Source organism: Cohnella lubricantis, assembly GCF_014212015.1.
Classification (GTDB): Bacteria; Bacillota; Bacilli; order Paenibacillales; family Paenibacillaceae; genus Cohnella; species Cohnella lubricantis.
Genome location: NZ_JACJVN010000051.1, coordinates 47,261 through 74,077, shown reverse-complemented (window position 1 = coordinate 74,077; position 26,817 = coordinate 47,261). Strand labels below are relative to the sequence as shown.

Genomic DNA, 26,817 nt, shown 5'->3' with positions numbered 1-26,817 from the left:
GAGGGGGATTAAAGCGTGATTACATATATAGATGTCAGCGGTGCGCCGATCGCTAACGCCAACAAGATTAAGCTGCTCACGATCGCCATCGACGCGTTCTCGCTGAAGGGATTCAGCGCGGTATCGATCCGTGACATCACGCGGGAAGCGGGAATGAAGGAGAGCTCGTTCTACAATCATTATCGCAGCAAGAATGAGCTGCTGGAGACGATCTTCGCGAACTTCCGCCAGAGCGTTGAGCGAATCATGCCCCCGATCGCCCAACTCGAAGCGATTGCCGGTGCCATGCGTCCCGGCGATTTCCTGCGGCAAGGATATCGCAACTTCTTGGCGCACGTTCAGAGTCCCGGGATGGAAGCGATCTGGCGCATTCTCTACCTTGAGCAATGCCGCCACAAGCTGGCCCGCGATATCTATCTGAATGATGTCATCGGGAGGACGATCGACTTCCTGGAAGCTGCGTTCGCCATCTATATCGAGCACGGTCTCGTTCGCCCGCTGCCCGCAAGGAGGCTGGCCGCCGAATATCAATACCCGCTGTTCGGCATGATCGCCGAGTATCTCCTGCTTCGATTGGACGGTGGAGATACGGCGCAGATCGAACGGAGTATGGCAGAGCACATTGAATTCTTCGCGACGATAATCGCTAAGGAGGCTGACCAACCGTGACTTCGATTTATCGCAAGGGAGGAAGCCCGGAGCTTCTGATGCAAGCTTATGATTACTCGCTAAGCCTTTGGAAGGTTCCCGCGGAGTCACGATACGTGGACACCTCCTTCGGCAAGACGCACGTACTAGCGGCCGGGCCGGAGCATGCCGAGCCGATCCTTCTGTTCCACGGCTTCGCCTTCAGCTCCACGGTATGGCTGGAGAATATTGAGGCGCTGAGCGCTCGTTACCGCGTCTATGCGGTTGATTTTCCCGGCGACATTAACAAGAGCGAGGCGTCGCGGCCAATCTGCAGCAAGCAGGAGTGCGCCGACTGGGCCGAGGAGCTGATGGACGGGTTAGGCGTGCAGAAGGTTCATCTCTTGGGCCATTCCTTCGGCGGCTTCATCGCGATGATTCTGGCGGCGCGGCTGACGTCCCGGGTTCGCAGGCTGATCGTGCTCAGTCCGGGAGGCGGCGTTCTGCCGCAAGGCAAAGGATTCTTCCTTCGGTGTCTGCTGGCCGGCATGTTCCCTTCTTCGAAGAGGATTCATAGGCTGATGGATTATATGACCGGCAAGGGCAACACCATTCATCCGGCGCTCAAGGAGCAATTCGTGACGGCGATGCAGAATGCGCTGCCCCGCACGAAGCTGTTCGTCTCTAATATGAGGGACGAAGAGCTGAAGCGTCTTCTAGTACCGACGCTGCTATTGATCGGCGACCAAGAGATCCAATATGACGCACAGGCGGCTGCGCGCCGTGCGGAGAGCACAATGCCGTCGGTTGAGGCGGTCATCGTGAAGGACGCCGGACATGGTCTTCCGTTGGAGCGGCCCGATGAAGTGAATGCGCTCATGCTGGCATTTCTTGAACGGCGTTCAGGGCTGCCGCAGGAGCATGCCGCCGGATAAGGGTAACTGCCGCTATTCCAGCTGCCTTGTCAAATTTAGCGGACCGTCTCCAGGCAGCGCCAGTAGATAGAGGGTGGACAACGGTCGACAACATCTATCATAAAAATTGCTATTTTTTGTTCATTTTATAAACTAAATTACACATGGCTGTGATATAATCACTAAGCTAGTATTTGGCTTGGCGCTTTCGGATCACATGCCTCGCGTCATCATGGAAGTTCAACATAATTGGGAAGCAAGCATGCGGATTCCGGAACGGGGATTCGCATTTTTTATTGGTCAGGGGGAGATTGATGTGGTTAGCAATTGGCTGTCGCGGACGTTGGCAGTCGTCTTGGCCGCCGCGCTGATGCTGCCGGCTATAGGTGTGGGGAAGGCGGGGGCGGAGACGTCATCTGTGACAGAGACTCTCGGCGTGGATCAGGACAAGTCTGAAGCGCTAGGTGTTGAGTATCCAACTGGGGACCCTTCGGTCTCAAGCTATAACTACGTTGGCTACTATAGAGATTTAAGCGGCGATTACGGCTCTTCCCGTACAGTGCTGCGCTTTCCGCTAGGAGCGAATCCGACAGATGATCCGATTCCGGGACTCGGGACTAGGCCGGAGGGGGCGACTGTGAAGTTAGCCCGATTGATATTCGACAAACCGTTTATCGGATCGAATGTGATGTATGTCAAGCTGTATGGGGCGAGTGATAATACCTGGGAGGAGAACAAGGTGGGCTTCCCTGCCTCTGACGGTTTGATACTGATCGAACAGACGGGACCGATAGACCCTGCTGCTGTTCAAATCACGTTCGACGTGACCGATTTTGTGAACGATGCGTGGACAACGAACGCGGCCTCCGCGGCTTCCTTCGTCCTTACAGGTACGATGAAAGACGACTTTGACAGCGATCCCGACAAAGTGGACGGCATGATCGGCATCTGTGATGCCGACGTCCCTGACTGTCAAGGCCAACCGGCGAAGTTGGAAGTGACATATGTCATCAACAATCCGCCGTCCGATCTGACGCTATCCGGCAGCTCTATTGCTGAGAACGAGCCCGCAGGTACGGTTGTTGGCACGTTGAGCGCGACAGATGCGGATGGGGACACGCTGACTTATACGATTACTGGCGGGGATACGACGAAATTCCAGATTGTCGGCGATGAGTTGCAGACGGCGGATTCGTTCGATTATGAAGCTGAAGATGAAGATTCTTATGAGTTGACTATCACCGCGTCTGATCCGGCTGGATCGTCGGTATCCAAAGACTTTACGATAAGCGTGACCGACGTGAATGAAGCCCCGGCCGATATTAGGCTGACGAATGCCTCGATTGCCGAGAACAAGCCTGTCAGTACGGCTATCGGGCAATTAGAGGCGATCGACGATCCGGATCAGACCAAAGGATCCTATACCTTCTCACTCGAAGAAGGACTGGACGGAGCGTCGTTTAAGCTCGTTGGAACGGAATTGCAATCGACGGTCTCATTCGATTACGAGACGAAGAATCAATACCAAGTGAACGTGAAGGTAACGGACATCGGAGTGAGCGAGGGTGTCAAGGATGACAGCGCCCCTTTCACGAAGACATTAACGATCTCGGTTGCTAACGTCAACGAAGCGCCGACCGGCGTGTCGCTGAGCAAGTCGGACATTGACGAAGGGCTTCCCGTCGGCACGGAGGTCGGGCAGCTAACAGGAGCCGATCCGGATGCGTCGGATACGCTGACGTACTCTGTGGAAGGCACGGATAAGGCTGTGTTTAAGATAGAGGGCAATAGCCTTCAATCCAACCAAATTTTCAATTACAACACGCAGTCCTCCTATTCCATTCGAATTAAAGTTACAGATGCTGGCGGTTTGGCCTATACCACCGATCCGCTAGAGATATCGGTCAACGACGTGAACGACAAGCCGACCAACATCACCCTTACGGGAACGTCGATCGCCGAGAATGCGGACGTCGGCACGACAATCGGCACGCTGGGCGCCGTGGACCCGGATGAATCGAAGCCGTATACGTACGAGATCACTGACGTGGACGGCGGCGGAGCCGGAAGGTTCGCGATCGACGGAAGCCTGCTTAAGACGGCGGCAACCTTCGATTACGAGACGCCGCCGACGACCTATAACGTCGAGATTCAAGTAACGGATGCCGGAGGGGCTAAGTTCCAGAAGACGTTCGCGATTAATGTGACCAATGTGAACGAGAAGCCCACAGGCCTGAGCTTGTCGGGCACGACAGTTGATGAGAATGAGGAGGCCGGCGCGATAGTCGGCACTTTGAGCGCGGTCGATCCGGATGCGGGCGACTCCTTCGCATACGAGATTACAGGCGGCGCGGACGCTTCAAGCTTCGGCATCTCAGGCGATAAGTTGGTGTCGAAGGAGACATTCGATTTCGAGACGGCGAAGGCCAGCTATGAGGTTAAAGTCTCGGCCAAGGACAAAGGCAATCTAACATATGAGAAGACGTTCGCGATTACGGTAGAGAACGTGAATGAAGCGCCTACGGCTATTAGCCTTGCAGGCGATGAAGTAGACGAGAACGAGGCGGCCGGCACGGTTGTTGGAACGCTAAGCGCGTCCGATCCGGATGCCGGGGAGACGTTCACATACTCGATTGATGATGCGTCTGGCACGCTTCCGTTTGCCATTACAGGCGATACGTTAGAGACGACAGGCGTTCTCGATTACGAGACGAAGAGCTCGTACAACGTACCTGTGAAGGTGACGGATCACGGTAATATCGCCTACAACAAGACGTTCATCATCACCGTTCATAATATTGGCGAAGCCCCGACAGACATCACGCTCTCTCCGTCGGCAATCGACGAAGGGAAGCCGGCGGGCACTACGGTTGGAACGTTGAGCGCCACGGACCCGGATGCCGGGGAGACATTCCAATACGCCATCGTCGGAACGAACGACAACTTCGAGATTGACGGCAATGTATTGAAGACGACGGCAGTATTCGATCAGGAAGCAAACAGCTCTTATACCATCGAGATTAAGGTAACGGACAGCGACAATTTAAGCTACAGCGAGACGATCACCGTCACGGTCGGCGACGTGAATGAGAGCCCGACAGGTCTGACGCTGTCCAGCTCTGACATCGACGAGAACCAGCCGGCGGGAACCGCCATCGGCACGCTTACAGCTATCGACCCGGATGCCGGAGATACGTTCACGTATGCGATTGATGATGCTTCCGCCACGCTGCCATTCACCATTACAGGCGATACGTTAAAAACGACAAGCGTTCTCGATTACGAGACGAAGAGCTCGTACAACGTTCCTGTGAAAGTAACCGACCATGGTAATAACACCTACAGCAAGACGCTCGTTATCAACGTTCAAGACGTCAACGAGGCGCCGACGGATATCATGCTCTCTTCCGCCAGCGTGGCGGAAGGGCAGCCTTCGGGAACGAAGATCGGCACGCTGAGCGTCACGGACCAAGACAGCGGAGGCATGTACAGCTATGCCATCGAGGGCTTGGATGCCGGCTACTTCTCAATCTCCGGCTCGGACTTGCTGACGAACGCCGAGTTCGACTACGAGATTAAGAAGTTGTATAGCATAAGCGTCCGCGTGACTGACGGAACGGAGAGCTACGCCAAGACGTTGACGATCTCCGTTACCGATATGAATGATGCACCGACCGCGCTGGCCTTGTCCAATCTAGCGATTGATGAGAACCAGCCGGCCGCCGCTGTGATAGGCACGCTGACCGGGACGGATCCGGATGCGGGCGACAGCTTCGTCTATAGCATCGCAGGCGGCGCGGACGCCGCAAGCTTCGCCATCGCCGGCAACACGCTTCGAACGGCAGCGTCCTTCGATTACGAGTCGAAGCAAAGCTATGATGTCGAAGTGCAAGCGACGGACAACGGCGGCTTAACGATTGTTCAATCGTTCACCATCACCGTGAACGATGCGAACGATGCGCCGACCGCCATCTCGGTCGATCACGATGCGATCGCTGAGAACCAGTCTGCCGGCACGACGATCGGCACGCTAAGCGCGGCGGATCAAGACGCCGGCGACTCCTTCACCTACGAGATCGCGGGAGGAGCCGATGCGTCCAGCCTTGCGATCGAAGGCGCTGTCCTGAAGTCAGCCGTCGCCTTCGACTATGAGACGAAGAGCGCCTTGAGCGTCACGATCAAGGTCACCGACGCGGCAGGCGCCTCGTTCAGCCAGACGCTCTCCCTCGCCGTGCAGAACGTCAATGAAGCGCCGGCCGCCGCCAGCCAGTCGATCGAGACGCGCGGCAATCGGCCGATCGAGGGCCAGCTCGCCGCGAGCGATCCTGAACAGGATGGCCTGACTTACATGATCGTGGACCAGCCGGCCAAGGGAGACCTGACGCTGGACGCCGCGACGGGCAAATTCACTTTCAAGCCCCAAGCAGGCAATTACGAAGAGCTAACGTTCACCTTCAAGGCTAACGACGGGCGGCTGGATTCGAATGTCGCGACGGTAACGGTCACGAACCGCCGGCCGGCGGGCGGAGGCAATGAGGTGCCGCCGCCGAAGCAGCCGGACATCTCGGTCGGCGGACTCGGCGACGGCAGCGTAGTCGCAAGCTTCGATGAGCAAGATCCGGGCCGGCTTCATGTCTCGTTCGATCGCAGCTCGCTGCAGAACCTGCCTGCCGACATGAAGACGCTCACGCTGCACCTGAACGATCAGTTGGAAGGTGTGGACATCGCGATTGACCCGTGGCTGTTCGACCAGCTGCGCGATCGGGATATTGTCCTATCGGTTGAGACATCGCTTGGCGTCCTATCGCTGCCAAAGTCCGCTTGGGCACTCGCGGACGGGGATACGTTAACCGTGACGCTGGAGAGCGCGCCGTCGGCGCAATCGGATGGGCTTCATGTCATAGGCAAGCCCGTATCGATTCAACTGGAGAAGGGCGGTGTTCCGATCGCGGCTCCGCTAGAGGAAGGCTTCTTAAATCTGAAGCTGTCGGCATCCGGCAATGCTCCGACGACGGCCGTCCGGCTGCTCGGAAGCGGCGAGTATCGCCCTGTCCCTTCCCTCATCGCTCAAGCGGACGGGGGTTATTCCGTTGAAGTATCCAGCCGCAGCGGCGGCACGTTCGTGCTCGTGTCCGAATCGACTCCGTTCTCGGATACATCCGGTTGGGCGCGGCCCTACATTGAAGAACTGGCTTCCCGGCTTATCGTGAACGGGGTAGGCGAAGGCAAGTTCGAGCCGAACCGCGGCGTCACCCGCGCGGAATTCGCGAAGATTCTCGTTCAGGCGCTCGACTTGAGCTCCGCGACGCCGGCTGCCGGCTTCAAGGATACCGACTCGGCAGCTTGGTATGCCGATGCGGTGGGGACCGCAGTCGATCAGGGGCTGTTCTCCGGCTATCCGGACGGCACGTTCCATCCGTCGCAGACGATCTCTCGCCAGGAAGCGTTCGCCGTCCTCTCCCGTGCTCTAAAGCTGGCGGGCTTGAACGCCTCCTTCACCGATCAGGAGAGGGAGCAGGCGCTGGATGGCTATGCCGACGCGGCGAACGTGCAGGATTGGGCTCAGGAGGCTTTGGCAATCAGCCAAATTCTTGGGCTGGTGCATGACGAAGGAGGGGAATTCCGTCCGTCGGCTCCGATGACTCGCGAACAGCTATGCTATTCGGTCGTTCAACTTCTTCGCGGCGGCGGCTTGATCGAACAAGACTAACCTAAGGCCAATCTGGAGGCTTGCATGAAGACTAGATTGTTGAACGATCCGCCGGACGAACGGCTGTCCTTCGAGCTATATGCCGCTTCCCGGGCTTCCGAGATGGAAGCCTGGGGGTGGCCGGAGGAGCTGCGTCAGCCGTTCCTGGCGATGCAATTCCGGATGCAGCAGCAAGCGTACAAGACCAGTTACCCGAACGGCACGGTTCGCACGATCGAGTTCGCGGGGGCGCCTGTCGGGAAGCTGCATTCGGCAGCGGAAGACGATACGCTGGTATTGATCGATCTCTCGCTGCTTCCCGAATACCGCAGCCGCGGCATCGGGACCGAGGCCATTCGCCAGCTTCAATGCGAGGCGGCAGGCCAGTCATTCCGCAAGGTGCGACTGACCGTACGGACGGACAACCCAGCCTTGCGGCTCTATGAGCGGCTCGGCTTCGTGCCGGTTGAACAGGCTTCTATCGACATCCGAATGGAATGGGTCATCCCATTGCAGATATAGCTAGCATCTTCGTATCGGAGGAGGAACAGATGGATTCATTCGCGTATTCGGACTTCGCGGCCCAGCGGAATTCGGCCTTCTATGTCTCATGGGAGCAGGACGGTTCCGAGATAGAGCTTCGGCTCACGGATATTAGCGGCCATTCGGATCATCCGGAGCGGGAGCTCTTCTCGCTGGAATTGTCCGGTCCGCCGGCTCCGGCGCTTCCGCAGCGCACGTATCGCTTCTCCCATCGGACGTTGGGAGAAGGCAGCTTGTTCATGGTTCCGATCGCGCGGCGCGAGACGGGCATGATCTATCAAGTTATTTTCAACCGGATCAAGAACTTATCAGAACAACAATGAGAGAGGATGAAGACTATGGAACCTTATGTTGGCGAGATTCGAATGTTCGGCGGCAACTTCGCTCCAGTCGGTTGGCTATTCTGCAACGGGCAGGAGCTATTGGTCTCGCAGTACGAGACGTTGTTCACGCTGATCGGCACCACTTACGGGGGAGACGGGCAGACGACCTTCGCGCTTCCCAACCTGCAAGGCCGAATTCCCGTCGGACAAGGACGGAGTCCGTCTACCGGAACGAGCTACATTCTCGGCGAATATGGCGGCTCCGAGAATGTGACGCTGCTGGAGAGCCAGCTTCCGGCGCACACGCATCCGGTCGCAGCTTCTTCGCAAGCCGGAGAAGTGCACAGCCCAAGCAATGCTTACTGGGCGAAGGGGATTAACGAGTATTCCACGGGAACGGTCGACAGCGAGATGAATCCGGGCAGCCTGTCGTCCGTCGGCGGCGGGCAGCCCCATAACAATGTGATGCCGTTCACGTGCGTCAGCTATATCATTAGCTGCTACGGCATCTGGCCGTCGCAGCAATGAGCCTATCGCAACATCTGAAATGTTAAGTATGGTGTAAGCCTACCAATCCAGCGGGGAGAGAATACGATGTCCGAAGCCTATCTCGGAGAGATCCGACTGTTTCCGATGAGTTACGCGCCCAGAGGCTGGGCGGTGTGCGACGGTTCGTTGCTGAGCATTAACCAGAATCAAGCGCTATTCGCCATTATCGGCACTACCTACGGAGGAGACGGCCGCACGACCTTCGCGCTGCCGGATCTGCGCGGCAGAACGCCCGTCTTCTACGGACAAGGAATCGCGCTCGGCCAGACCGGCGGCGAAGAGGCTCACACGCTGACGGCCAATGAGATTCCAAGGCATACCCATACGGCTTATGCCAGCAGTTCTACGGCGACAGCCACGGTGCCAGCCGGCAACACCTGGGCAGTGCCCGACAACGCATCTGCCAATACGTACCAGGCGACGGCCGACGGGGTGATGAGCATGCAAGCTCTCCGGCAAGCCGGGGCAAGCCAGCCTCATACGAACATGCAGCCGTACGCGGTTGTCAGCTTCTGCATCTGCACGGCGGGAATCTTCCCGACGCACAATTAAGGAGGACGTCCCATGGATGCGTTCTTAGGAGAGATTCGAATTTTCGCAGGTAACTTCGCGCCCAAGGGCTGGGCATTATGCGACGGCTCGCTGCTCCCGATTCGGCAGTTTACCGCGCTCTTCTCCCTGCTGGGAGTCACTTACGGGGGGGACGGCAAGGTCACCTTCGCTCTGCCGAATCTGCAAGGGCAAGCGGCGATGCATTGGGGCGCCGGGGCGGGCTTAACGCCGAGATCGCTGGGAGAGAGGGGCGGCGAAGCGAGCCATACGCTTCGTATGGAGGAGATTCCGAACCATACGCACGTGCCGAACGCAGTGAACGGCACTGCCGCCAACTCGACGACTCCCATCGGAGCGGTATGGAGCAACGTTAGCGGCAGGGGAAGCTACAATGTCTACGGCACAGCGCTGGACACGACGGTGAATCCCGCTGCCGTCGGCGCTGTCGGAGGGAGCGGCGCGCATAACAATAGGCAGCCGTACCTGGCGTTGTCCTACATCATCGCGATGGAAGGCATTTTCCCGCCGCGTCCGTAGCCTGCATCTCATAGTCTGCAGTCCTTGCAAATAAAAGTCGCCCGCTCCTCGAATAAGAGGGAGGGCGACTTCTTCGTTCGTGCTAACTATTGATTCTGGTAAAATTGCTTCGCTTTCTCGACGAAGATCTTGCGATCGTCCGTCAGATCATCCTCGTAATAGATCGCGCCGACAGGGCAGGCGGTCTCGCATGCGCCGCAGTCGATGCACACATCGGCGTCAATGAAGAATTGGTCGGGACCCTCGGAGATACAATCGACCGGACATACCTCTTTGCAATCGGCAGCTTTCTCATCGATGCAGGCTTCCGTAATGACAAACGCCATTCGAACACACCCTCCCATAATCCGAATATACAGCTGGGAATACGACAAGTTAGTCCTATTATATTGGGTCAAGCAAAGTTGTATGATTTATTTCCATATTAGCTGAAAGCGATTACCTATTCAATACAAAAATGGCAAAGCCGGCGGAGTGAACCGCCGGCTTTGCTCGTGCACGCCGATAGAATTATAGAATCGGGCTGTCCGGCCGCCGCCTTATTCCTTCTCGAGCAGAACCGGGGCCTTGCGGTACGCGGTCGCTTGCTCGTAATCGTAGGCCATGCCGAGCAGATCGGCTTCGCTCCACATCTTGCCGGTGAACGCCAGCTCGAACGGCGAGCCGCTCTTGTAATAGCCGGCCGGCACGGTCACCAGCGGGACGCCGGCCAGATTGATCTCGGACACCGTCGTCGCGCCGATGTTGTCCTCGCTCGAGAGAAGAGGCGTCTCCTTGAACATCTGCGGATAGACGAGCGCATCCAGATCGTACTTGTCCATGACGTCGTTGAAGATCTTCAGAATGTCCGTGCGGGAAGCGATGAAGGCCGACAGATCCGGCTCCGAGTTAGGATCCGGCAGATTGCCATCGTAACGAGTGAAGACGGAAGGCACCTCGCCGGTCATCTCGATCAGCTCCTGCACGTTGTTGATAGCTGCGCTCGGTCCGAGCCGCTCCAGGTAATCCTGCATGTCATAGTACACCGATCCAATGCCTCCGTCTGCAGACTTGACTGTCGCGGCGAAGTCGGTATCGGCGAACGGATCGGTGATCACCGTCGCGCCTTGGGCGACCAGCTCCTGAATCGCGCGGTCATACAGCTGCTGCGTCTCGGGGGTCAAATCCTGATCGCGCCAGCCTTTGCCGTACAACCCGATCCGCTTGCCTTGCAGAGCTTGCGTGTTCAGCTTGGACGTATAGCCGTTCGCCGGCATGTTGCCGATGGAGGCGACGGTCTTCGGGTCCTCGTGCGTATAGCCCGCGATCACGTCCAGCATGGCGGCCGCGTCGTGAACCGTGCGGGCGTGCGTGCCGATGACGTCGCGCGTGCTGCCGCCGAGCGGTACGACGCCGGCATTCGGCACCAGCCCGAAGGTCGGCTTAATGCCGACGATATTCTGCGCAGCAGCCGGATTCTGAATGGAGCCGCCGGTCTCTTCCGCGATGCCGAGCACCGCGAAGTTGCCCGATACGGACATCGCCGTGCCGGAGCTGCTGCCTCCGGGGACGAACCTGCGGTCTACGGCGTTATAGGTGTCGCCGTCCCAGCTCGTTGTCGCCCGCGTGCCGGAGCTGCTGAAGGCCGGAATGTTCGTCCGGCCGATGATGACGGCACCCGCCGCCTTCAAGCGGGCGACGACTGGCGCATCCTTCTCGGGAATCAGCCTGATGCCGCCCTTCTCCGGGCTAAGCGGCGCCCATCCCATCGTCGAAGGGTAGCCGGCCATGTCGACCGCTTCCTTGATGACAATCGGAATGCCGGCCAGCGGCCCGAGCTCCTCGCCGGCCGCGCGGGCGCGGTCGATCTCGGCGGCTTCCTTCAGTACGTTCGCATTCATGGTCGTGAAGGCGTTGTAATTCGGCTCGTAGAGTTGAATCCGATCCAGATAGGCTTGAACGACCTGGACGGTCGTGAACTTGCCGTCTGCATAACCGTCCTGAAGCTCCTCCAGCGTAATCTCCTCATAAGCGAAGGCTTGCGCCGCCGCAGCGGTCGATGCCGGGATATAGGGCAGCAATAGAGTAATAGCAAGCAATAGAGCGGTAATGAGCGATAAGCGCCTTCTCTTGAACAATGCCGAACCTTGGATCCTCATGGTCAATCAGGCTCCTCTCCCGATAGGAAATGTGAAGTTCATCTGATCATATGGAAGGAAACTTCTCTTCATTCCCATCCAGTCCCGTACATCGCCTCCTAATTTGTTGCTTCCTGGCTATAATGCGTTAACTAATACAACATTAGATTAAATATTCAGAAAATTAATGTAAATATATCTAACGTACCAAGTTGAAGACACGGAACTCTCTGATTCACAGGAATGCTGTCGAACGGGGGGACTTAACAGAAAGTTAATATTAGCAAAATGCGCAGTTGATAGTGGAGGGCTATGATGAGTTGGAACTTCTGAGAGATTCGGTTCGAACGAACTCTCGCTAGAAAGGAGCAGTCGAATGAACGGGCTGGAGGACAGTTTGACCCTGCCCCGGGAACAGAACCGGGAACGGGCAGCGCAGCTGCGCGGAACCAAGACCAAGACGCTGAGCGGGTTGAAGTGGCGGGAGAATCTGCTGGCTTATGCTTTTCTAGCGCCGTCTCTGATCTTGTTCGCGATCTTCTTCTTCTATCCAATGATCAAGTCGGTCTATCTAAGCTTGCATGCGACAGACTTGACCGGACGCGTCACGGGCTTCGTCGGGCTGGATAACTTCGACTATCTGATTAAGAACGACCTCTTCTTCCAAGGGTTGAAAATAACCGTCTACTTCGCCCTCCTAACCGTACCGACGGGCATACTGGCCGCCCTGATTCTCGCGGCGATAACGAGCGGCAAGCAGAGGGGGCTTACCATCTTCCAATTCGCCTTCTCGCTGCCTGTCGTCCTGTCCGTCGGCTCCTCCTCGGTCATCTGGATGTTCCTCTACCACCCGAGCCTTGGCATGCTGAACTATTTCCTAAGCCTGCTGAACCTATCGCCGATCAACTGGCTGATCGATCCGAAGCGGGCGCTGCTATCGGTATCGCTCATGACTGTCTGGATGAACCTAGGCTTCAACTACATCGTCCTGTCCAGCGGCTTGCGCGGCATTCCGGACGAGATTCGGGAGAGCGCGGCGATCGACGGCGCGGGTCCAGTACGGACGTTCGTTCAAATCCTGCTGCCGCTGCTGTCGCCGACATTATTCTTCCTGGCCATCGTCTCCGTCATCAGCTCGTTCCAATCGTTCGGCCAGATTAACATTCTGACGCACGGCGGCCCGATGAACAGCACGAATGTGCTTGTCTATTCGATCTACCAGGAAGCGTTCGAGAACTTCCGCTTCGGCACGGGCAGCGCGCAAGCGCTCGTCTTGTTCGTCATCATCGTCATCCTCACGCTGGTGCAGTTCAAATGGGTCGAGAAGAAGGTGCATTACCAATGAGTCGCAGAATCTCGGCAACCGTTCTGTACATCGTCATGGCTCTATGCGCGCTGGCGGTGCTGTATCCGGTTCTCTACGCCTTCTCGACCTCGCTCATGCCTCCGAGCGAAGCGAGCTTGTACCCGCCGCATGTCGTTCCGCATAGCCTCAACCTGAAGAACTTCGTTGAGGTATTCGAGATCGTGCCGATCGCGGCGTTCATCGGAAATACGTTCCTTGTCTCCATCGTCGTTATGCTCGGCCAGCTGATCACCTCCAGCTTGGCGGCGTACGCCTTCGCGCGGATGAACTTCAAGGGCAAGAACCTGCTGTTCGCTTCGTTCATGGCGACGATGATGATTCCGTGGGAAGTGACGATTATCCCGAACTACCTGACGGTGCGCGGCTGGGACTGGCTCGATTCGTATCAGGGCCTGATCGTTCCCTTCCTCGCCGCGTCCTTCGGCACGTTCCTGCTGCGGCAGTTCTTCATGCAGCTGCCGACGGAGTTGTTCGAAGCCGCGCGCATGGACGGCTGCGGACACGTACGCTTTTTCCTATCGCATGTCATTCCGCTCTCCAGACCCGCTCTCGGCACGCTTGGCGTCTACTCGTTCCTCCACATGTGGAACGCTTATCTGTGGCCGCTGCTCATCACGAACAGCGACAAGATGAGAACGGTGCAGATCGGCATCTCGATGCTGCAGCACCAAGAGACGACGGAATGGAACCTCGTGTTCGCAGGCATCGTCATCGTCATTCTGCCTTCGCTGCTCATGCTGGCCTTCGGTCTTAAGCAATTGGTCCGCGGCATGACGGTGGGCGCTTTGAAAGGCTGAGGCTGCGGCTCATGGGATGATACGCGGCGCATCATTCATCGCAATAAGCGCCGCCGATTCGCAACGCAATCCGCTGCGACAGCAGTTGATTGATAGATGACCAAATCAGCTATTTAAAAGGGAGAGACTACAGACACATGAAGAAGCTTCGTTCGAAAGAATGGTTAGCCGCGTCTTCCGTCGCATTCCTGCTCGTGGCATCCGCGTGCGGCAGCACTTCTGCTAACAACGCGGGCTCATCCTCCGCCGTACAGCCATCGTCGTCCCCAAGCGCTTCGGCTTCCGCGAGCAGCACCCCTGCCGCGACGGAACCGGTGAAGATCACCTGGTGGCACTCCATGACGGGCGCGAATGAGGAAGCGATCAAGAAGATCGTATCCGACTACAACGCCAGCCAGTCGAACATCCAAGTGGAGGCGGTCTTCCAAGGCTCTTACGACGAGAGCTTGAACAAGCTGAAGGCTTCGATGGGCTCGAAGGAAGGCCCGGACATCGTGCAGGTATTCGAGATCGGCAGCCGCTTCATGATCGATTCGGGCTACATCACGCCGATGCAGCAATTCATCGATGCGGAAGGTTATGATCTGAGCCTGCTGGAGCCGAACATCACGAGCTACTACATGATGGATGGCAAGCTGAACGGCATGCCGTTCAACACGTCGAACCCGATTCTCTATTACAACAAGGACGCGTTCAAGAATGCCGGCCTCGATCCGGAGAAGCCGCCGAAGACTTACGAAGAGTTCGAAGAGTACGCGAAGAAGCTGACCGACAGCGGCGTTACCGGCGGATCCATCGCCATCTACGGCTGGTTCATGGAGCAGTTCTTCGCCAACCAGAACGCGGAATACCTGAACAACGGCAACGGCAGAACGTCTCCGGCGACGGAGTCTCTGGTCAACACCGAACCGGGCGTAGAGACGCTGACCTGGTGGAAAAACATGCTGGACGAGAAGGCCATCTCCAACCTGGGCCGCAAGACAGCCGACACCAACGCGGCGTTCGCAGCCGGCCAGATCGCGATGACGCTCGATTCCACCGCAGGGCTGCGCAACATCGTTAACGCCGTTGGCGGCAAGTTCGAAGTCGGTACGGGCTTCCTGCCGCGCCCGGCTTCCGTGAAGGAAGGCGGAGTCGTCGTTGGCGGCGCGAGCAACTACATTCTGAACAACAAGCCGGAAGCGCAGCAGAAGGCGGCTTGGGAGTTCATCAAGTATTTGGCGACGCCGGCCGTACAAGCCTACTGGAACGTCAGCACGGGCTACTTCCCGATCACGAAGGCCGCTTACGACGAGCAAGTGCTGAAGGACAACATGGTGAAGTACCCGCAATTCCAGACGGCGGTCGATCAGCTGCACGCTTCCGTCAACACGCCGGCGACGAACGGCGCGATGATGGGCGTGTTCCCGGAAGCTAGACAGATCGTCGAAGGCGCGATCGAAGCCGTATTGAACGGCCAGCAAGAGCCGCAGGCTGCGCTGGACGATGCCGCGAAGCAGATCAACGAGAAGCTCGCGACGTACAACAGCACGGCGAAATAGGCAAGGCATCGCATAGCGCAAACAGCGGAGCCCGGTCAGGTGATTGACCAGGCTCCGCTGTTTGCGTTTGTTGTTGCGGTGGCAGGTAGTCGATCAGTTCGACTACATGGAGCCGATACACCGTGTTCGGGCGCCAGAAGTCGAATAGATCGACCTTATCTACAGCGATTGGGTTATTCGCGGCGAAGAGGTCGAATGGATCGACCTCTTCTGCGGATATCGCCACTATCGCGTCTATGTAGTCGAATAGGTCGACTTCATTTGGCGGTTTGATCGTACTGGTGTTCCAGAAGTCGAATAGATCGACCACATTCGCTGCTCAACCGGGTTGGCCGCTGCCGCTGCCGTTGCCGATCTGCCGCTTGGCGAGACTGGAGCCGAACAGCACCCACGACCAGCGGAACCGGCGCATCAGGAAGTAGGTTATCGCCCAAGACAGCAGCAGAGCCGAGGCGTATTCCCCGATGAAGTAGAGGTGGAACAGCAGCGGGTTGCCGCTGACCGGAAGCTTCCGGTAGTACATTAAGACCAGCGGGTGAAGAAGATAAATGCCGAAGGAGCATTGCCCAATGAGGAGAACGGCTTGCCTCCATCCGGAGCCGAGAGCCTTGTATACCCAGATAGCCAGGCGGAACAGCACGAGGCCGGATGCCAGGTTGTAGACGAACCAGACCGATTGGAACGTCTGCGAGGTCGCCCATATTTTGTGAGCGGCGCCCATGTAGTTGATATAGGCATAGTACAGCCCCGCGCCGAGCCAGACAGCGAAGATGAAGATCCACGGGATGGAACGCCCCCAAGCGGATTGTCCCGGCTTCTGGAACCTTGCGAAGGCCATGAACCTCTCGCCGTGTGCGGCCAGATATGCCCCGAACATGAAGTAGGCAATGTAGGAAGTGAAGAAGTCGCCGGTCTGGTGGAGCACTTCGGGAATGTTGGTCAGCTTCACGATCACTTCGCGATTGACGAAGTAGTAAGCCCACTGTACCAGCACGCCGGCCAGCAGGATGATCAGCGGGCGTTTGATCTTCTGCATCGCGTACAGCAGAAGCGGGAATAGCAGATAGAACTGGATGATGACAATCATATAGTACAGGTGTGTGTAAGCTTGGCCCGTCAGCAGCAAATAACCGAAGTGCTTAAGGTTCGGAAGCGTTAAGAGATCCGGATCGTTCCGATGCCGAACAAGGTAATAAATCACAGAGAACGCAATGTACGGCACGACGGCGGTCAGCATTCTTTTGCGATAGAAGGTGCCGAGCAGGCGCGAGGTAATTGGCTTTTCCAGATACGAATAGAACAGAACGAATCCGCTGATGAAGATAAACACGGGGACGGCGAAGGCCGATAGGTTCTGCAGGGCGCTGTACGGTAGATAATAGCTGGACGCCTTGTCAAGCTTAGAGAGCATGAATCCGGTCGCGTGAATCATGATGACGGCTAGAATCGCCATCGTCCGAAGAATGTCGATCTCAGGAATGCGGGGCTTCTTGGCTGCAGGTTGGACGCCGGACGGCGATGACGACATGTTGGCAACTCCTCTAATCGGATAGGCTGAATGTGCGGGTAACGGAGACCGTTTGATCCTCATCTAAATTTACTATAATTGCGGGTAGATGAGAATAGAGTTAAAGTCGAATCTGATCGAAAATAATCAGGTTGGCCCGCGTGCTTGATTTCGTTATCTTGCGGATCCATCCCGCAGCCTGCCGCGCGGGCCGCCTTTGGGGTTATACTGTTCGTGGAGGTGAAAGCGGGATGGCAAATACGGATTCGGATGCTGATGTGTTGCCGCTGACCGATGAGAGATGGCGGGCGATCCTCGCGAACGACGCCGCCTATGACGGCCAGTTCTGTTACGCGGTCCGCACGACGGGCATCTTCTGCAGGCCGTCCTGCAAGTCGCGTCCGCCGAATGCCGGGAACGTGCGGCTGTTCCGCTCCGCCGAGGAAGCGCTGAGCGAGAGCTTCCGCCCGTGCAAACGATGCAGGCCGACCGGCCGGCGGCTGCCGGACGACGAATGGATAGCCTCGGTCGCAGCCTACATCGACAGCCGGTTCACGGAGCCGCTCTCGCTGGAGCGTCTGGCGGAGGCCGCTCACGGCAGCCCGTATCATTTGCACCGCACGTTCAAGAAGGTTATGGGAATGACGCCGGTTGAGTATATCCAGCGCAAGCGGGTCAAGCTGGCCCGGAAGCTGCTGCGGGAGACGGGCCTGCCGGTCGCGGAGGTCGGGCTGCGTGCGGGCTGGGCTAATACGCCGTACTTCGTCACCTTGTTCAAGAAGATGACCGGCGTGACGCCGGCTGCTTATCGGGAGCGGCAGAAGCTGGATTCGCGATAAGGATGCTAAGAGAAGGGGGAGCCGACTATGACTAATCTATCCGAGAATACGGAGAAGATGCCAATCTACTGGACGCTGCTGGCCCAAGGGGAGTGGCGGCTTCACGTTGCGGCGACGCCGAGCGGACTTTGCTTCATCGGCTCGCAGAATGGGGGACTGGAGGAGCTGGCGGATTGGTCGCATGCGCGGATGCCGGGCAGCGAACTCGTGCGCGATGAGGACAAGCTTCGCCCCTATGCCGCTGAACTGGAAGAGTACCTGCTAGAGAAGCGGGAGCGGTTCACCGTTCCATTCGATCTGAGAGGAACGAGCTTCCAATTGGCGGTCTGGGAAGCGCTCGGCGGCATTCCTTACGGACAGACCCTGTCCTATTCGGATATTGCGGAGCGCATCCGGCGGCCGTCTGCCGTGCGGGCTGTCGGTGCGGCCATCGGCGCGAATCCCGTCCTGATCACGATTCCCTGCCACCGCGTCGTCGGCAAGAACGGCGCCTTAACCGGCTACCGCGGCGGGCTGGAGATGAAGGCGAAGCTGCTCCAGCTGGAGCGAGGGGGCGGACGGGAGCGAGGGAAGAGCGGCGGAAAGTAGGTAAATAGATTACCTACATTCGCGAGAATCCGGGAGAATGGCGGAAAGTAGGTAAATAGATTACCTACATGTGCAGGAATTCGAGAGAATGGCGGCAAGAAGGTAAATAGATTACCTACATGCGCGGGAATCCGGGAGAACGACGGCAAGAAGGTAACTGGATTACCTACATGTGCGGGAATCCGGGAGAACGACGGCAAGAAGGTAACTGGATTACCTACTTGCGCGAGAATTTCCGGACAGGCGAGGGTAGCCTGTCCGGCTGCCGTTATGCCCTTATTTGCGCCTCATCCCGCGAATCATCGCCTTCGTCTCCGGATCGGTGCGGGATAACTCGGTTATTTTCTGAAGCGCCTTGTTGTAGGTGAACTTGTCGAGAGAGTTGTCGCTGCGCAAATAGCGAAGAGTCGGCTCAGGCAGCTTGGAGAAGCAGATCGACAGCGCCCAAGCGACGGCCATCTTCACGTAATACGCATCATGATCGATTCGGTCGAGCAGCTCCAACACCCGCTCGATATGCGCCTCGTCCACATAATGCATCAGCAGCATGACGGCGCCGAACCGAATCTCATACTCGGCATCGGAAGCCAGATACGGCTGCAGAAATTCCCACACCCGCTGTTGATTCGTCCTGGCGAACTTCAGACCCTGGCAGAAGCTGTCGCATACGGACCAATTGTCAATCTTCGGCACGAAGCTCGCCGCATAACGAAGCTGCTCCTCCACATCCGTCTTCGCATAGCCAATCACCATGCCTTGCAGCATGATCTCCTCGAAGTAGTCGTTCTCCGCCTCCGCCAGATACGCGCGCCAATCGCCCTTCGCCATCTCGATCGCCAGCTTGCGCAAAGCAGGCAGCCGAACGCCCAGCAAATTGTCGATGTTCGGGATGAGAGACGAGGCGAACCGGCGATAATCCTCTTCGGCAAGCTCCTTCAATCGGTCGCGCAATGACATCTCCATTATCACGCCTCCTCATGGTAACGTTGGCGGACAAGCCGCGTTTATAGTCTTACTATACTTTATCCGAAGCTGTAGGTGGCGCTTATCGGCGCATCATCGAATATGAGAGCAAGATAGCGTAACCATAAACAACGTTCGCGGCGATAGCATTGTGCGACGCTTGATTGGAGAATAGCGGCCTTCGGTTGCCTTCAAGTCGAAGCGCTCCACTGGGCGAGATGATCGATCAGCGCATGCTGCAGCGTTCCTTTGGTCGTCGCCTTCGTGCCGAACGTCAGCCCATGACGAATCATCGTCTTGACGATCTCCGGCCGGATTCCCGTGATGACGCTCTCGCATCCCATCATCTTGATGCCTTCCAGGAGGCTGATGAGATCCCGAATCACCCCCGGGCTCATCTCGATGACGCCGGACAAATCAATAATGAGCGTCTCGATCCGGTTGTTGCCTATTTGGCTCAGCACCTTCTCTTCGATGATGGCGGATCGGGACTCATCAACGGCGCCGATGAGCGGCAGAATGGAGATTGACGGCGTCAGCGGGATGATCGGAACGGACAGGTCCGCCATCAGTTCCCTTTGCGACCGGATCAGGTCATCCTTGAACTGCGAGAAGCTCAAGAAGAAGTGGCTGAAGAATAGATCCATCAGATCGTTGATTTGCTTCTCAAGTCCGTAGAACTCCTCTTTGTTCGACAGGTGGTTCGTGATGCGGTCGTAATTGTAGAGGAAGTCCCACATCACGCGCCGGACGGCTTGAATCCACTCGAGCTTGAAGGCGACCGTCAGCGAATGCTTGGCCCAGGCGACACCCTCCGTTCGGGCGAAGGAGATCACATCGTGCTCCTTGCCCTCCACGACGTATAGCACGAGCCGGTACGCATTATCGAGTAGGTTGATGTTGCCGACCGCGAGCAGCTCGTCGATTCGCTCTCTAACGTTTACAGCTTCCGACAGCAGCCTTTCCTCGAACGTATCTCGGTTGTCCGCGAAGAATTCAACTAGATTGGCCGAGTTAGAGACATCTAATTCCAAGCGTAGCACCTCTTTGTTCTTCTTCATTCCAGTCTCGCGCGGGAGGGTGATCGTGAATCGGGTTCCTCGCTGCTCTTCGCTCTCCACATCGACGGTTCCGTTGTGTTGATAGATAACTGAGAATACGAGAGGTAAGCCCATACCGGTCCCATCCTCTTTGGTCGAAAAAAACGGTGTGCCCAGCATGCTGAGCTTGTGCTTGGGAATGCCGGTGCCGCTATCTTGTATATAGACGATCACTTCGCTGTCCGTAGCGTCATGCCCGACCGTAATGGCGCCTTTACCCGGAATCGCCTCGAATGCATTCTTCAGCAGGTTAAAAATAGCTTTCTTCAACTGGTTCTTCTTGCCCCGTATGTATTGCCCCGGGTTGCGGAAGTCGCGAATCAGCTCCACCCGGTAGAATTGATCCTGGAACAGCAGAATCAGAGATTCCAATTCCGCAGATAAGTCGATGGACTCGAACGGCTCCTCCTCCGAATCCGGCCGCGATACTTGAAGCAGATTCTGCAGAATGCCGATCGCGTTCTCGAGCTCCGACTGGGCGATATCGATGTACTGCGGCTCATTGCGCTCCTTCAGCAGCTGAAGGAACCCTTTGACCGCCGTCAGCGGGTTCTTCACCTCATGCGCGATGCCTGCGGCAATCTGGCCGACAGAGGCCAGTTGATTCAAGTGGGCGTTCGTCCGTTGATGGTGCTCCGATTCCACTACTCGACACCTGCCTTTAACTGAAATGATCTTGAAGTAGAATAGGCTATTTCCGCTATATTCTTAATATACAATATTTTCTTAAATGATAGATGCGATTTAACCAAGCGATTACGCTAGACTAATTTTCCGTTTAAAGTAGTAACTTACCATCTATGTGAACAAGAAGACCCAAAGTGAGAAGGAGCGATGGATGGTGAGTAAAGTTCAAACGGCTTTGAAGGCAGCGGCGGTAACGACAGCGGCAGCGGCTCTGATCGCGTCTGGCACGCCAATCTTCCCGGGATCGCATGCGAATCAAGCATCGGCGGCGCCCAGCAAAACGAAGAACGTCATTCTGTTCGTAGGCGACGGTATGGGCTTGTCCCAGCGCAGCGCGATCCGTCTGGCGACGGTAGGCGAGACGGGCAAGCTGGAGATGGACGATATGCCTTACACCGGCATTTTCCGTTCGAGCTCGACGGTTCCGGTCACGGACTCTGCGGCAGCGGCTACAGCTTTCGCGAGCGGCGTGAAGACTTATAACGGCGCGATTGGCGTAGACAAGGACAAGAAGCCCGTCAAGACGATTCTCGAATATGCGAACGAAGCCGGAATGGCAACGGGACTAGTCACGACGAGCCAAGTGACCGACGCTACCCCTGCGGCGTTCGGCTCGCACGTCGAAGACCGTTCGAAGCAGAGCGACATCGCGCTTCAATATTTGACGCAATCCAAGGTAGACGTGCTGCTCGGCGGCGGCGAAGACTTCTGGTATCCTGCGGGCAACCCTGGCAAATACCCGGACGAACCGGCGGAAGATCCAAGCGAGAAGAGCAAGGGTACGCAGGGCAATCTGGTCGAGAAGGCGCAGTCGCTCGGCTATACGTACGTGAACGATCAAGCCAGCTTTCAAGCCGCGAAGAGCGGCAAGGTTCTCGGCCTGTTCTCGAATGAAGAGATGTTCCAGCAGAGAGAAGAAGGCAAAGGCGACATCTATGCTCCTGTCGTCTCGCTGTCCGATATGACGAAGAAGGCGATCGGCCTTCTTGATAAGACCAAGAAGGGCTTCTTCCTGGTGATAGAAGAAGAGGGAACGGATGAGTTCGCGCATAGCAACAATGCGGAGAAGACGATCCAGACCGGCCAGGAGCTGGACAAGGCGGTTAAAGCGGCGAAGCTCTACGCGAAGTCCCACCCGGACACGCTGGTGATCGTGCTCGCCGACCACGAGACAGGCGGCTTCTCGATTGAAGAGTCCGATGACAAGGATGAATCGGGCGACGCGATCTCGAAGGAAGACGGCCCGTTCAAGATAGCGAACTCCGATGCCATGTTCTATGTCGATTGGACGACATCCGGCCATACGGCATCGGACATTCCGGTGACGGCCATGGGTCCCGGCGGCGAGCTGTTCAGCGGAATCTATGAGAATACGGAAGTATTCACGAAGATGATGCAAGCGCTGGGCTTGAAGGCAAAGTAAAATAGAAAGTACTTAAGAGAGCGCGCAAGACAGCACCCCTTCGAAGCATCATGGAATCCCTTGCGGGGAATCGATGAGCTCGAAGGGGTGCTGTCGGCATAGAGGAGTCCCTTAAGTCTCCAACGCGGCCGCCGGCTTCCGCTCCGCCGAGACGAGCGCCTTGCCTTCCCACCTGCGGCTGCGCCAGCGGAAGAACATGATGATGCCGCGCGCCCATTCGTCGGCAGCGATCGCGAGCCAGATGCCGGCCAGTCCCATGTCGAACACGAAGACGAGCACGTAGCCGAGGGGCAGGCTCATGCACACCATCGAGACGATTCCCCAATAGACGGTATACTTGGCGTCGCCTGCCGCCCGCAGCGCAGGGACGAACAGCATATTGAGAGACCGCCCCGATTCCAGCACCAAGCTGAGCACGACCATCTGGGCCGCCAGCTTCAGAATATCCGGATCTTCGGTGAACAAGCCCATGAGCGGATGGCGGACAGAGATGGCGATCAGGTCGATGACGACGGTGATGGATACGCTCCAGAATGCGCTCTTCCAGACTCGCTTGTAGGCTTCCTCCGGCCGTTCGCCGCCGACGAGCCGCCCAACGAGAATGGCCGTGGCCGTTCCGCAAGCCAAGCTGAAGAGGTAGACGTAGCTGGAGATGTTCATGGCGTATTGCCGCGAAGCCAGCGCCATGTCGCCCAGGAACGAGGCGTAGTAGAGGAAGACGGACTGGCAGCAGTGGTACAGGACGGACTCGAGCGCCGTCGGAACGCCGATCGTGAGAATCTTGCCCAGATACTCCTTGCTGATGGTCAAGTAATCCTTCATCCGAATGCGGACATCCACGACCTTGTACATCATCCAGAGGAAGACTACAATCGCCGCGCCGCGGCTCATAACCGTCGACAGGGCGGCGCCCTCGACGCCGAGCGCAGGCATTCCGGCCTTGCCGAAGATCAGCGCGTAGTTGAGCGCGATGTGCACGACGTTCATGCCGAGCGAGACGAGCATCGCTTCTTTGGCATAGCCGTAAGTTCGGATGATGCCCGACAACGCGTTGATGATCGCCTGGAAGAAGATCCAGCCGCCGACAATTCGGAGATACGTCACCGCCATGTCCATCGTGTCCGGCTCGAGATTCATCAGGCCCATGAGCGGCTTGGTGAACGCGATGAACAGCAGGCTGATCGTCAGGCCCGCGAGCAGATTCATCGTCACGGTCAGCGCGGCGATCTTGGAGGCTTCGAATCTTCGGCCGGAGCCAAGGTATTGGGAGATCACGACGTCCGCGCCGTTATTGATGACCCCAATGAGAATGATTGCGATGAAGACGAACTGGCCGGCAACTCCGACTGCAGATACGGCTTTATCAGACACGCCGCTGAGCATCAGCGTATCCGCCGTGCTCATTAGCATAAACAGCAAATTTTCCAGCAGAATCGGCCAGGTTAGCTTGAACAATCTGAGCTCCCGATTCTTGTCCATAGTAGTCACCTCTTGTTGTCGCTGCACTAAACCATACTAGATTAGCATGAACGCGTGTTCACAACAAGAGGGAAATGCAGCCGGAAGAACCTGCACCGAGTCTGACGAGCGCACATCCAGATGGTCGAAAAAAAGGCCTTCCCGCCAGCATGACAATGCCGAGGGAAAGCCCGAATGCCCGGAGCGAAGATATTAGACCAGCACTTTCCTGAACTCTGCCGTCAGCAGCGGAACAACCTCGAACAGGTCGCCGACGATGCCGTAGTCCGCGACCTTGAAGATCGGCGCCTCCGGGTCCTTGTTGATCGCGATGATGACGCGCGATTGGCTCATCCCTGCGAGATGCTGGATCGCGCCGCTGATGCCGCAGGCGATGTAGATCTCCGGCGTGACGACTTTGCCGGTCTGGCCGATCTGCAGCGCGTAGTCGCAATAGCCGGCGTCGCAGGCTCCGCGGGAAGCGCCGACTGCCGCGCCGAGCGTCTCGGCCAGCTCCTCCAGCGGCTTGAAGCCTTCGGCGCTCTTCACGCCGCGTCCGCCGGAGACGACGATCTTCGCTTCGGTCAGGTCGACCTTGCCGCTCATCTTGCGAACGACGTCCTTCACGACCGTGCGCAGGTCGGAGGGAGCGGAGTAGGCGACGCTCACGACCGCTCCCGGCGCGGGTGCGGGCTCCGCCGCCGGAAAATTGTTCGGCCGAACCGTCACGACCCGAACGCCGTCTCCAACGAAGCGCTTCGTCTCGAATGCCTTGCCGGCGTAGAGCGGACGCGTGAACGAAGCTTCCTCGCCGCCGCCGTCCCGCTGAATGGCGATGACGTCGGAGATTTGGCCCGCGCCGAGCCGAGCGGCGATCGCCGGCGCCAGATCGCGCCCGATCGCCGTATGGCCGAGGAACACCGCGCTTGGAGCCAGCGATTCGAGAGCTGCTTCCAGCGCTGTCGCATAGGTTTCGGGATTGTAAAGCTCCAAATCTGGATGGTCGACGACATGCACCGGTCCGTCCGTATAGCCGGCCAACTCGGCCGCCAGCGGCTCCACCGCATGGCCAATCAGCACCGCCGCGACCCGATCCTCTTCCCGCTTGGCGGACCGCGCCGCTTGAACCGCTTCCAACGTTACTTGCCGCAGCTTCCCGCCGCGCGCTTCCGCGACGACAACGTATGTTTGGCTCATCCGAGGTTCCCCCTTATCGGCTTAAATAACCTTCGATTCCGTGCGCAGCAGGTGCACGAGCTCCGCCGCCTGCTCGGCTGCCGAGCCCTTCAGCAGCCTTCCCGCTTGGCGCTGCGGCGGCAGCGAGAGCTGCTCGCGAGCCGTCCGCGGCTCGAGCTCCGCTTCGCTCAAGCCGAGATCGTCCAGCGTCAGCTGCGCGAACGGCTTCTTCTTCGCCTTCATAATGCCGGGCAGTGACGGATAGCGCGGTTCGTTCAAGCCTTGCTGTGCGGTGAACACCGCCGGCAGCCGAACCTCCACCGTCTCGGTGTCGCCCTCGGCATCGCGCAGCGCCGTAGCTGATGCGCCGTCCACTGTCAGCTTCGTGACGGAGCTGACGTGCGGCATTCCGAGCAGCTCGGCTACGCGCACGGCGACCTGGCCGGCGCCGTTGTCGACGGAGAAGTTGCCGCCGAGCACAACGTCGAACGAATGCCTGCCGATATAAGAGGCGAGCGCCTTCGACACGGCGTGCTCGTCGCCGCCGATGCGCTCGTTCGCGATGAGCACCGCTTCGTCTGCCCCCATGGCGAGCGCCGTGCGCAGCGCTTCGGCTGTCCGCTCCGGCCCGACGGAGACGACGACGATCGTGCCGCCCGCCTTGTCACGAAGCAGGATCGCTTCTTCTACCGCATACTCGTCGTACGGATTGATGACGAACTTGACGCCGTCCTCGGATACCGCGCCGTCGCGAAGGACGACCTTCTCCTCGGTGTCGAACGTTTGCTTCAATAAGACGCAGATGTTCATCGAAGAAAACCCCTCTCGCAGGTTATTTGAGACCCCTCAGGAAAAACTCGACCGTCTTATCCACTTGCGCGCTTAGCGAATACTTGCGCCCGGCGATGAGCCAGGACGTGACGACTTCGTCCATCGCCCCGAAGATGAGCAGCCGCGTCAGCTTGACGTCAAGGTCGGGACGGAACGACTTCTCTTCGACCCCCTTTCGGAGGATATGCTCGATTAATTCAATATAGGGCTTCACCGCGAGGCCGATCGCTTTGCGCAGCTCCAGCGAGCTCTGGCGGAGCTCGATCTGGGTCACGTAGGCGAGATCGACGTTGCTCTCCAATTCGCGATAGTGGAGCTCGCACACTTTGCGCAGCGCCGCGTCCGCCGAATCGGTCTCGCGGATGCTCTCGTTGAACAAGGCGACCAGCTCGCCGAGCCGGTTCTGGAACAGGGAGATGAGAATATCCTCCTTGTTCTTGAAGTAGAGATAGATGGTGCCGTCGGCGACGCCGGCTTCCTTCGCGATCCGCGACACTTGCGAGCCGTGGAAGCCGTTCTCGGCGATGACTTTCTCAGCGGCACGCAGGATAAGCGCGTATTTTTCATTTTTTCTACTTGTCATGTCGGCACCCCAGTGATAAAATTCACAGTAACTGAATGAATGATCATTCATTTTTCCTCCATCTTATGAGAAACCTATCCGAAAGTCAAGGATCGCCTCATAAGATT

Annotated in this window: 23 protein-coding genes; 14 read left to right on the top strand and 9 right to left on the bottom strand. The window is 57.6% G+C overall.

What is annotated here, in order from left to right; all coding sequences use genetic code 11:
- Nucleotides 1-15: 15 nt before the first annotated feature.
- The 8 genes from H4Q31_RS12865 to H4Q31_RS12830 all read left to right on the top strand — a co-directional run bounded on the left by H4Q31_RS12865 (nt 16) and on the right by H4Q31_RS12830 (nt 9,734).
- A complete protein-coding gene (locus H4Q31_RS12865; RefSeq protein WP_185179463.1) occupies nt 16-669 on the top strand; it encodes a TetR/AcrR family transcriptional regulator in 654 nt (217 codons plus the stop codon).
- Entirely contained in the window at nt 666-1,562 is an 897-nt protein-coding gene (locus H4Q31_RS12860; RefSeq protein WP_311771730.1) for an alpha/beta fold hydrolase, read from the top strand. Before H4Q31_RS12865 ends, H4Q31_RS12860 begins: the two co-directional genes overlap by 4 nt.
- A gap of 295 nt (nt 1,563-1,857) precedes the next feature.
- Nucleotides 1,858-7,251, top strand: coding sequence for a cadherin domain-containing protein (locus H4Q31_RS12855; RefSeq protein WP_185179462.1), 5,394 nt, complete (start codon nt 1,858-1,860; stop codon nt 7,249-7,251).
- 24 nt (nt 7,252-7,275) lie between these two features.
- Complete coding sequence (locus H4Q31_RS12850; RefSeq protein WP_185179461.1) at nt 7,276-7,752, top strand: GNAT family N-acetyltransferase; 477 nt, start codon at nt 7,276-7,278, stop codon at nt 7,750-7,752.
- Between the two features lie 29 nt (nt 7,753-7,781).
- Nucleotides 7,782-8,096 (top strand): DUF6916 family protein, encoded by a 315-nt coding sequence (locus H4Q31_RS12845; RefSeq protein WP_185179460.1) that lies wholly within the window; start codon nt 7,782-7,784, stop codon nt 8,094-8,096.
- Nucleotides 8,097-8,111: 15 nt separating this feature from the next.
- The gene (locus H4Q31_RS12840) at nt 8,112-8,624 is read left to right on the top strand and encodes a phage tail protein (protein WP_185179459.1); all 513 of its coding nucleotides are present in this window, start codon (nt 8,112-8,114) and stop codon (nt 8,622-8,624) included.
- A gap of 66 nt (nt 8,625-8,690) precedes the next feature.
- Nucleotides 8,691-9,197: a phage tail protein gene (locus H4Q31_RS12835; protein WP_185179458.1), complete on the top strand. Its 507-nt coding sequence runs from the start codon at nt 8,691-8,693 to the stop codon at nt 9,195-9,197.
- 12 nt (nt 9,198-9,209) lie between these two features.
- On the top strand, nt 9,210-9,734 hold the full coding sequence (locus tag H4Q31_RS12830; RefSeq protein ID WP_185179457.1) for a phage tail protein: 525 nt from the start codon (nt 9,210-9,212) through the stop codon (nt 9,732-9,734).
- Nucleotides 9,735-9,820: 86 nt separating this feature from the next.
- Here H4Q31_RS12830 and fdxA read toward each other — a convergent pair whose 3' ends face one another.
- Both fdxA and H4Q31_RS12820 read right to left on the bottom strand, forming a co-directional pair.
- Nucleotides 9,821-10,060 carry a 4Fe-4S ferredoxin gene (gene fdxA / locus H4Q31_RS12825; protein WP_185179456.1) on the bottom strand — a complete coding sequence of 80 codons (240 nt, stop codon included), beginning with the start codon at nt 10,058-10,060 and terminating at the stop codon, nt 9,821-9,823.
- 213 nt (nt 10,061-10,273) lie between these two features.
- Entirely contained in the window at nt 10,274-11,872 is a 1,599-nt protein-coding gene (locus tag H4Q31_RS12820; protein ID WP_185179455.1) for an amidase, read from the bottom strand.
- 355 nt (nt 11,873-12,227) lie between these two features.
- On the opposite strand from H4Q31_RS12820, the gene H4Q31_RS12815 reads away from it, so the two are divergent.
- The 3 genes from H4Q31_RS12815 (at nt 12,228) to H4Q31_RS12805 (ending at nt 15,555) form a co-directional block, all read left to right on the top strand.
- Complete coding sequence (locus H4Q31_RS12815) at nt 12,228-13,196, top strand: carbohydrate ABC transporter permease (RefSeq protein ID WP_185179454.1); 969 nt, start codon at nt 12,228-12,230, stop codon at nt 13,194-13,196.
- Complete coding sequence (locus H4Q31_RS12810; protein ID WP_185179453.1) at nt 13,193-14,014, top strand: carbohydrate ABC transporter permease; 822 nt, start codon at nt 13,193-13,195, stop codon at nt 14,012-14,014. Before H4Q31_RS12815 ends, H4Q31_RS12810 begins: the two co-directional genes overlap by 4 nt.
- Nucleotides 14,015-14,151: 137 nt before the next feature.
- Entirely contained in the window at nt 14,152-15,555 is a 1,404-nt protein-coding gene (locus H4Q31_RS12805; protein ID WP_185179452.1) for an ABC transporter substrate-binding protein, read from the top strand.
- Nucleotides 15,556-15,874: 319 nt separating this feature from the next.
- Here H4Q31_RS12805 and H4Q31_RS12800 read toward each other — a convergent pair whose 3' ends face one another.
- Nucleotides 15,875-17,083, bottom strand: a complete 1,209-nt coding sequence (locus H4Q31_RS12800) for an acyltransferase (RefSeq protein WP_185179451.1) — start codon at nt 17,081-17,083, stop codon at nt 15,875-15,877.
- Between the two features lie 230 nt (nt 17,084-17,313).
- Between H4Q31_RS12800 and H4Q31_RS12795 the strand changes: the two genes are divergently transcribed.
- Both H4Q31_RS12795 and H4Q31_RS12790 read left to right on the top strand, forming a co-directional pair.
- Entirely contained in the window at nt 17,314-17,901 is a 588-nt protein-coding gene (locus H4Q31_RS12795) for a bifunctional transcriptional activator/DNA repair enzyme AdaA (protein WP_185179450.1), read from the top strand.
- Between the two features lie 27 nt (nt 17,902-17,928).
- Nucleotides 17,929-18,489 (top strand): methylated-DNA--[protein]-cysteine S-methyltransferase, encoded by a 561-nt coding sequence (locus H4Q31_RS12790; RefSeq protein WP_281064877.1) that lies wholly within the window; start codon nt 17,929-17,931, stop codon nt 18,487-18,489.
- A gap of 276 nt (nt 18,490-18,765) precedes the next feature.
- Here the strand turns inward: H4Q31_RS12790 and H4Q31_RS12785 are convergent, their stop codons facing one another.
- Together H4Q31_RS12785 and H4Q31_RS12780 are read right to left on the bottom strand one after the other, a co-directional pair.
- Nucleotides 18,766-19,452: a DNA alkylation repair protein gene (locus H4Q31_RS12785; protein ID WP_185179449.1), complete on the bottom strand. Its 687-nt coding sequence runs from the start codon at nt 19,450-19,452 to the stop codon at nt 18,766-18,768.
- A 191-nt stretch (nt 19,453-19,643) separates the two neighbouring features.
- A complete protein-coding gene (locus tag H4Q31_RS12780; protein ID WP_311771729.1) occupies nt 19,644-21,197 on the bottom strand; it encodes an ATP-binding protein in 1,554 nt (517 codons plus the stop codon).
- A 193-nt stretch (nt 21,198-21,390) separates the two neighbouring features.
- Here H4Q31_RS12780 and H4Q31_RS12775 point away from each other — a divergent pair, with 193 nt between their 5' ends.
- A complete protein-coding gene (locus H4Q31_RS12775; RefSeq protein ID WP_185179448.1) occupies nt 21,391-22,662 on the top strand; it encodes an alkaline phosphatase in 1,272 nt (423 codons plus the stop codon).
- 111 nt (nt 22,663-22,773) lie between these two features.
- On the opposite strand, the gene H4Q31_RS12770 is transcribed toward H4Q31_RS12775, so the two are convergent.
- From H4Q31_RS12770 to fadR, 4 genes are all read right to left on the bottom strand, one after another.
- Entirely contained in the window at nt 22,774-24,141 is a 1,368-nt protein-coding gene (locus tag H4Q31_RS12770) for an MATE family efflux transporter (protein ID WP_185179447.1), read from the bottom strand.
- Nucleotides 24,142-24,333: 192 nt separating this feature from the next.
- On the bottom strand, nt 24,334-25,317 hold the full coding sequence (locus H4Q31_RS12765) for an electron transfer flavoprotein subunit alpha/FixB family protein (protein ID WP_185179446.1): 984 nt from the start codon (nt 25,315-25,317) through the stop codon (nt 24,334-24,336).
- Nucleotides 25,318-25,338: 21 nt separating this feature from the next.
- On the bottom strand, nt 25,339-26,106 hold the full coding sequence (locus H4Q31_RS12760) for an electron transfer flavoprotein subunit beta/FixA family protein (protein WP_185179445.1): 768 nt from the start codon (nt 26,104-26,106) through the stop codon (nt 25,339-25,341).
- Nucleotides 26,107-26,128: 22 nt separating this feature from the next.
- On the bottom strand, nt 26,129-26,710 hold the full coding sequence (gene fadR, locus H4Q31_RS12755) for a fatty acid metabolism transcriptional regulator FadR (protein WP_185179444.1): 582 nt from the start codon (nt 26,708-26,710) through the stop codon (nt 26,129-26,131).
- Nucleotides 26,711-26,817: the final 107 nt, after the last annotated feature.

What these genes read in the sequence shown, in the direction of transcription:
- H4Q31_RS12850 (WP_185179461.1), top strand. Translation starts at nt 7,276, where the DNA reads ATGAAGACTAGATTGTTGAACGATCCGCCGGACGAACGGCTGTCCTTC.
- H4Q31_RS12845 (WP_185179460.1), top strand. Translation starts at nt 7,782, where the DNA reads ATGGATTCATTCGCGTATTCGGACTTCGCGGCCCAGCGGAATTCGGCC.
- H4Q31_RS12840 (WP_185179459.1), top strand. Translation starts at nt 8,112, where the DNA reads ATGGAACCTTATGTTGGCGAGATTCGAATGTTCGGCGGCAACTTCGCT.
- H4Q31_RS12835 (WP_185179458.1), top strand. Translation starts at nt 8,691, where the DNA reads ATGTCCGAAGCCTATCTCGGAGAGATCCGACTGTTTCCGATGAGTTAC.
- H4Q31_RS12830 (WP_185179457.1), top strand. Translation starts at nt 9,210, where the DNA reads ATGGATGCGTTCTTAGGAGAGATTCGAATTTTCGCAGGTAACTTCGCG.
- fdxA (WP_185179456.1), bottom strand. Translation starts at nt 10,060, where the DNA reads ATGGCGTTTGTCATTACGGAAGCCTGCATCGATGAGAAAGCTGCCGAT.
- H4Q31_RS12820 (WP_185179455.1), bottom strand. Translation starts at nt 11,872, where the DNA reads ATGAGGATCCAAGGTTCGGCATTGTTCAAGAGAAGGCGCTTATCGCTC.
- H4Q31_RS12815 (WP_185179454.1), top strand. Translation starts at nt 12,228, where the DNA reads ATGAACGGGCTGGAGGACAGTTTGACCCTGCCCCGGGAACAGAACCGG.
- H4Q31_RS12810 (WP_185179453.1), top strand. Translation starts at nt 13,193, where the DNA reads ATGAGTCGCAGAATCTCGGCAACCGTTCTGTACATCGTCATGGCTCTA.
- H4Q31_RS12805 (WP_185179452.1), top strand. Translation starts at nt 14,152, where the DNA reads ATGAAGAAGCTTCGTTCGAAAGAATGGTTAGCCGCGTCTTCCGTCGCA.
- H4Q31_RS12800 (WP_185179451.1), bottom strand. Translation starts at nt 17,083, where the DNA reads ATGTCGTCATCGCCGTCCGGCGTCCAACCTGCAGCCAAGAAGCCCCGC.
- H4Q31_RS12795 (WP_185179450.1), top strand. Translation starts at nt 17,314, where the DNA reads ATGGCAAATACGGATTCGGATGCTGATGTGTTGCCGCTGACCGATGAG.
- H4Q31_RS12790 (WP_281064877.1), top strand. Translation starts at nt 17,929, where the DNA reads ATGACTAATCTATCCGAGAATACGGAGAAGATGCCAATCTACTGGACG.
- H4Q31_RS12785 (WP_185179449.1), bottom strand. Translation starts at nt 19,452, where the DNA reads ATGGAGATGTCATTGCGCGACCGATTGAAGGAGCTTGCCGAAGAGGAT.
- H4Q31_RS12775 (WP_185179448.1), top strand. Translation starts at nt 21,391, where the DNA reads ATGGTGAGTAAAGTTCAAACGGCTTTGAAGGCAGCGGCGGTAACGACA.
- H4Q31_RS12770 (WP_185179447.1), bottom strand. Translation starts at nt 24,141, where the DNA reads ATGGACAAGAATCGGGAGCTCAGATTGTTCAAGCTAACCTGGCCGATT.
- H4Q31_RS12765 (WP_185179446.1), bottom strand. Translation starts at nt 25,317, where the DNA reads ATGAGCCAAACATACGTTGTCGTCGCGGAAGCGCGCGGCGGGAAGCTG.
- H4Q31_RS12760 (WP_185179445.1), bottom strand. Translation starts at nt 26,106, where the DNA reads ATGAACATCTGCGTCTTATTGAAGCAAACGTTCGACACCGAGGAGAAG.
- fadR (WP_185179444.1), bottom strand. Translation starts at nt 26,710, where the DNA reads ATGACAAGTAGAAAAAATGAAAAATACGCGCTTATCCTGCGTGCCGCT.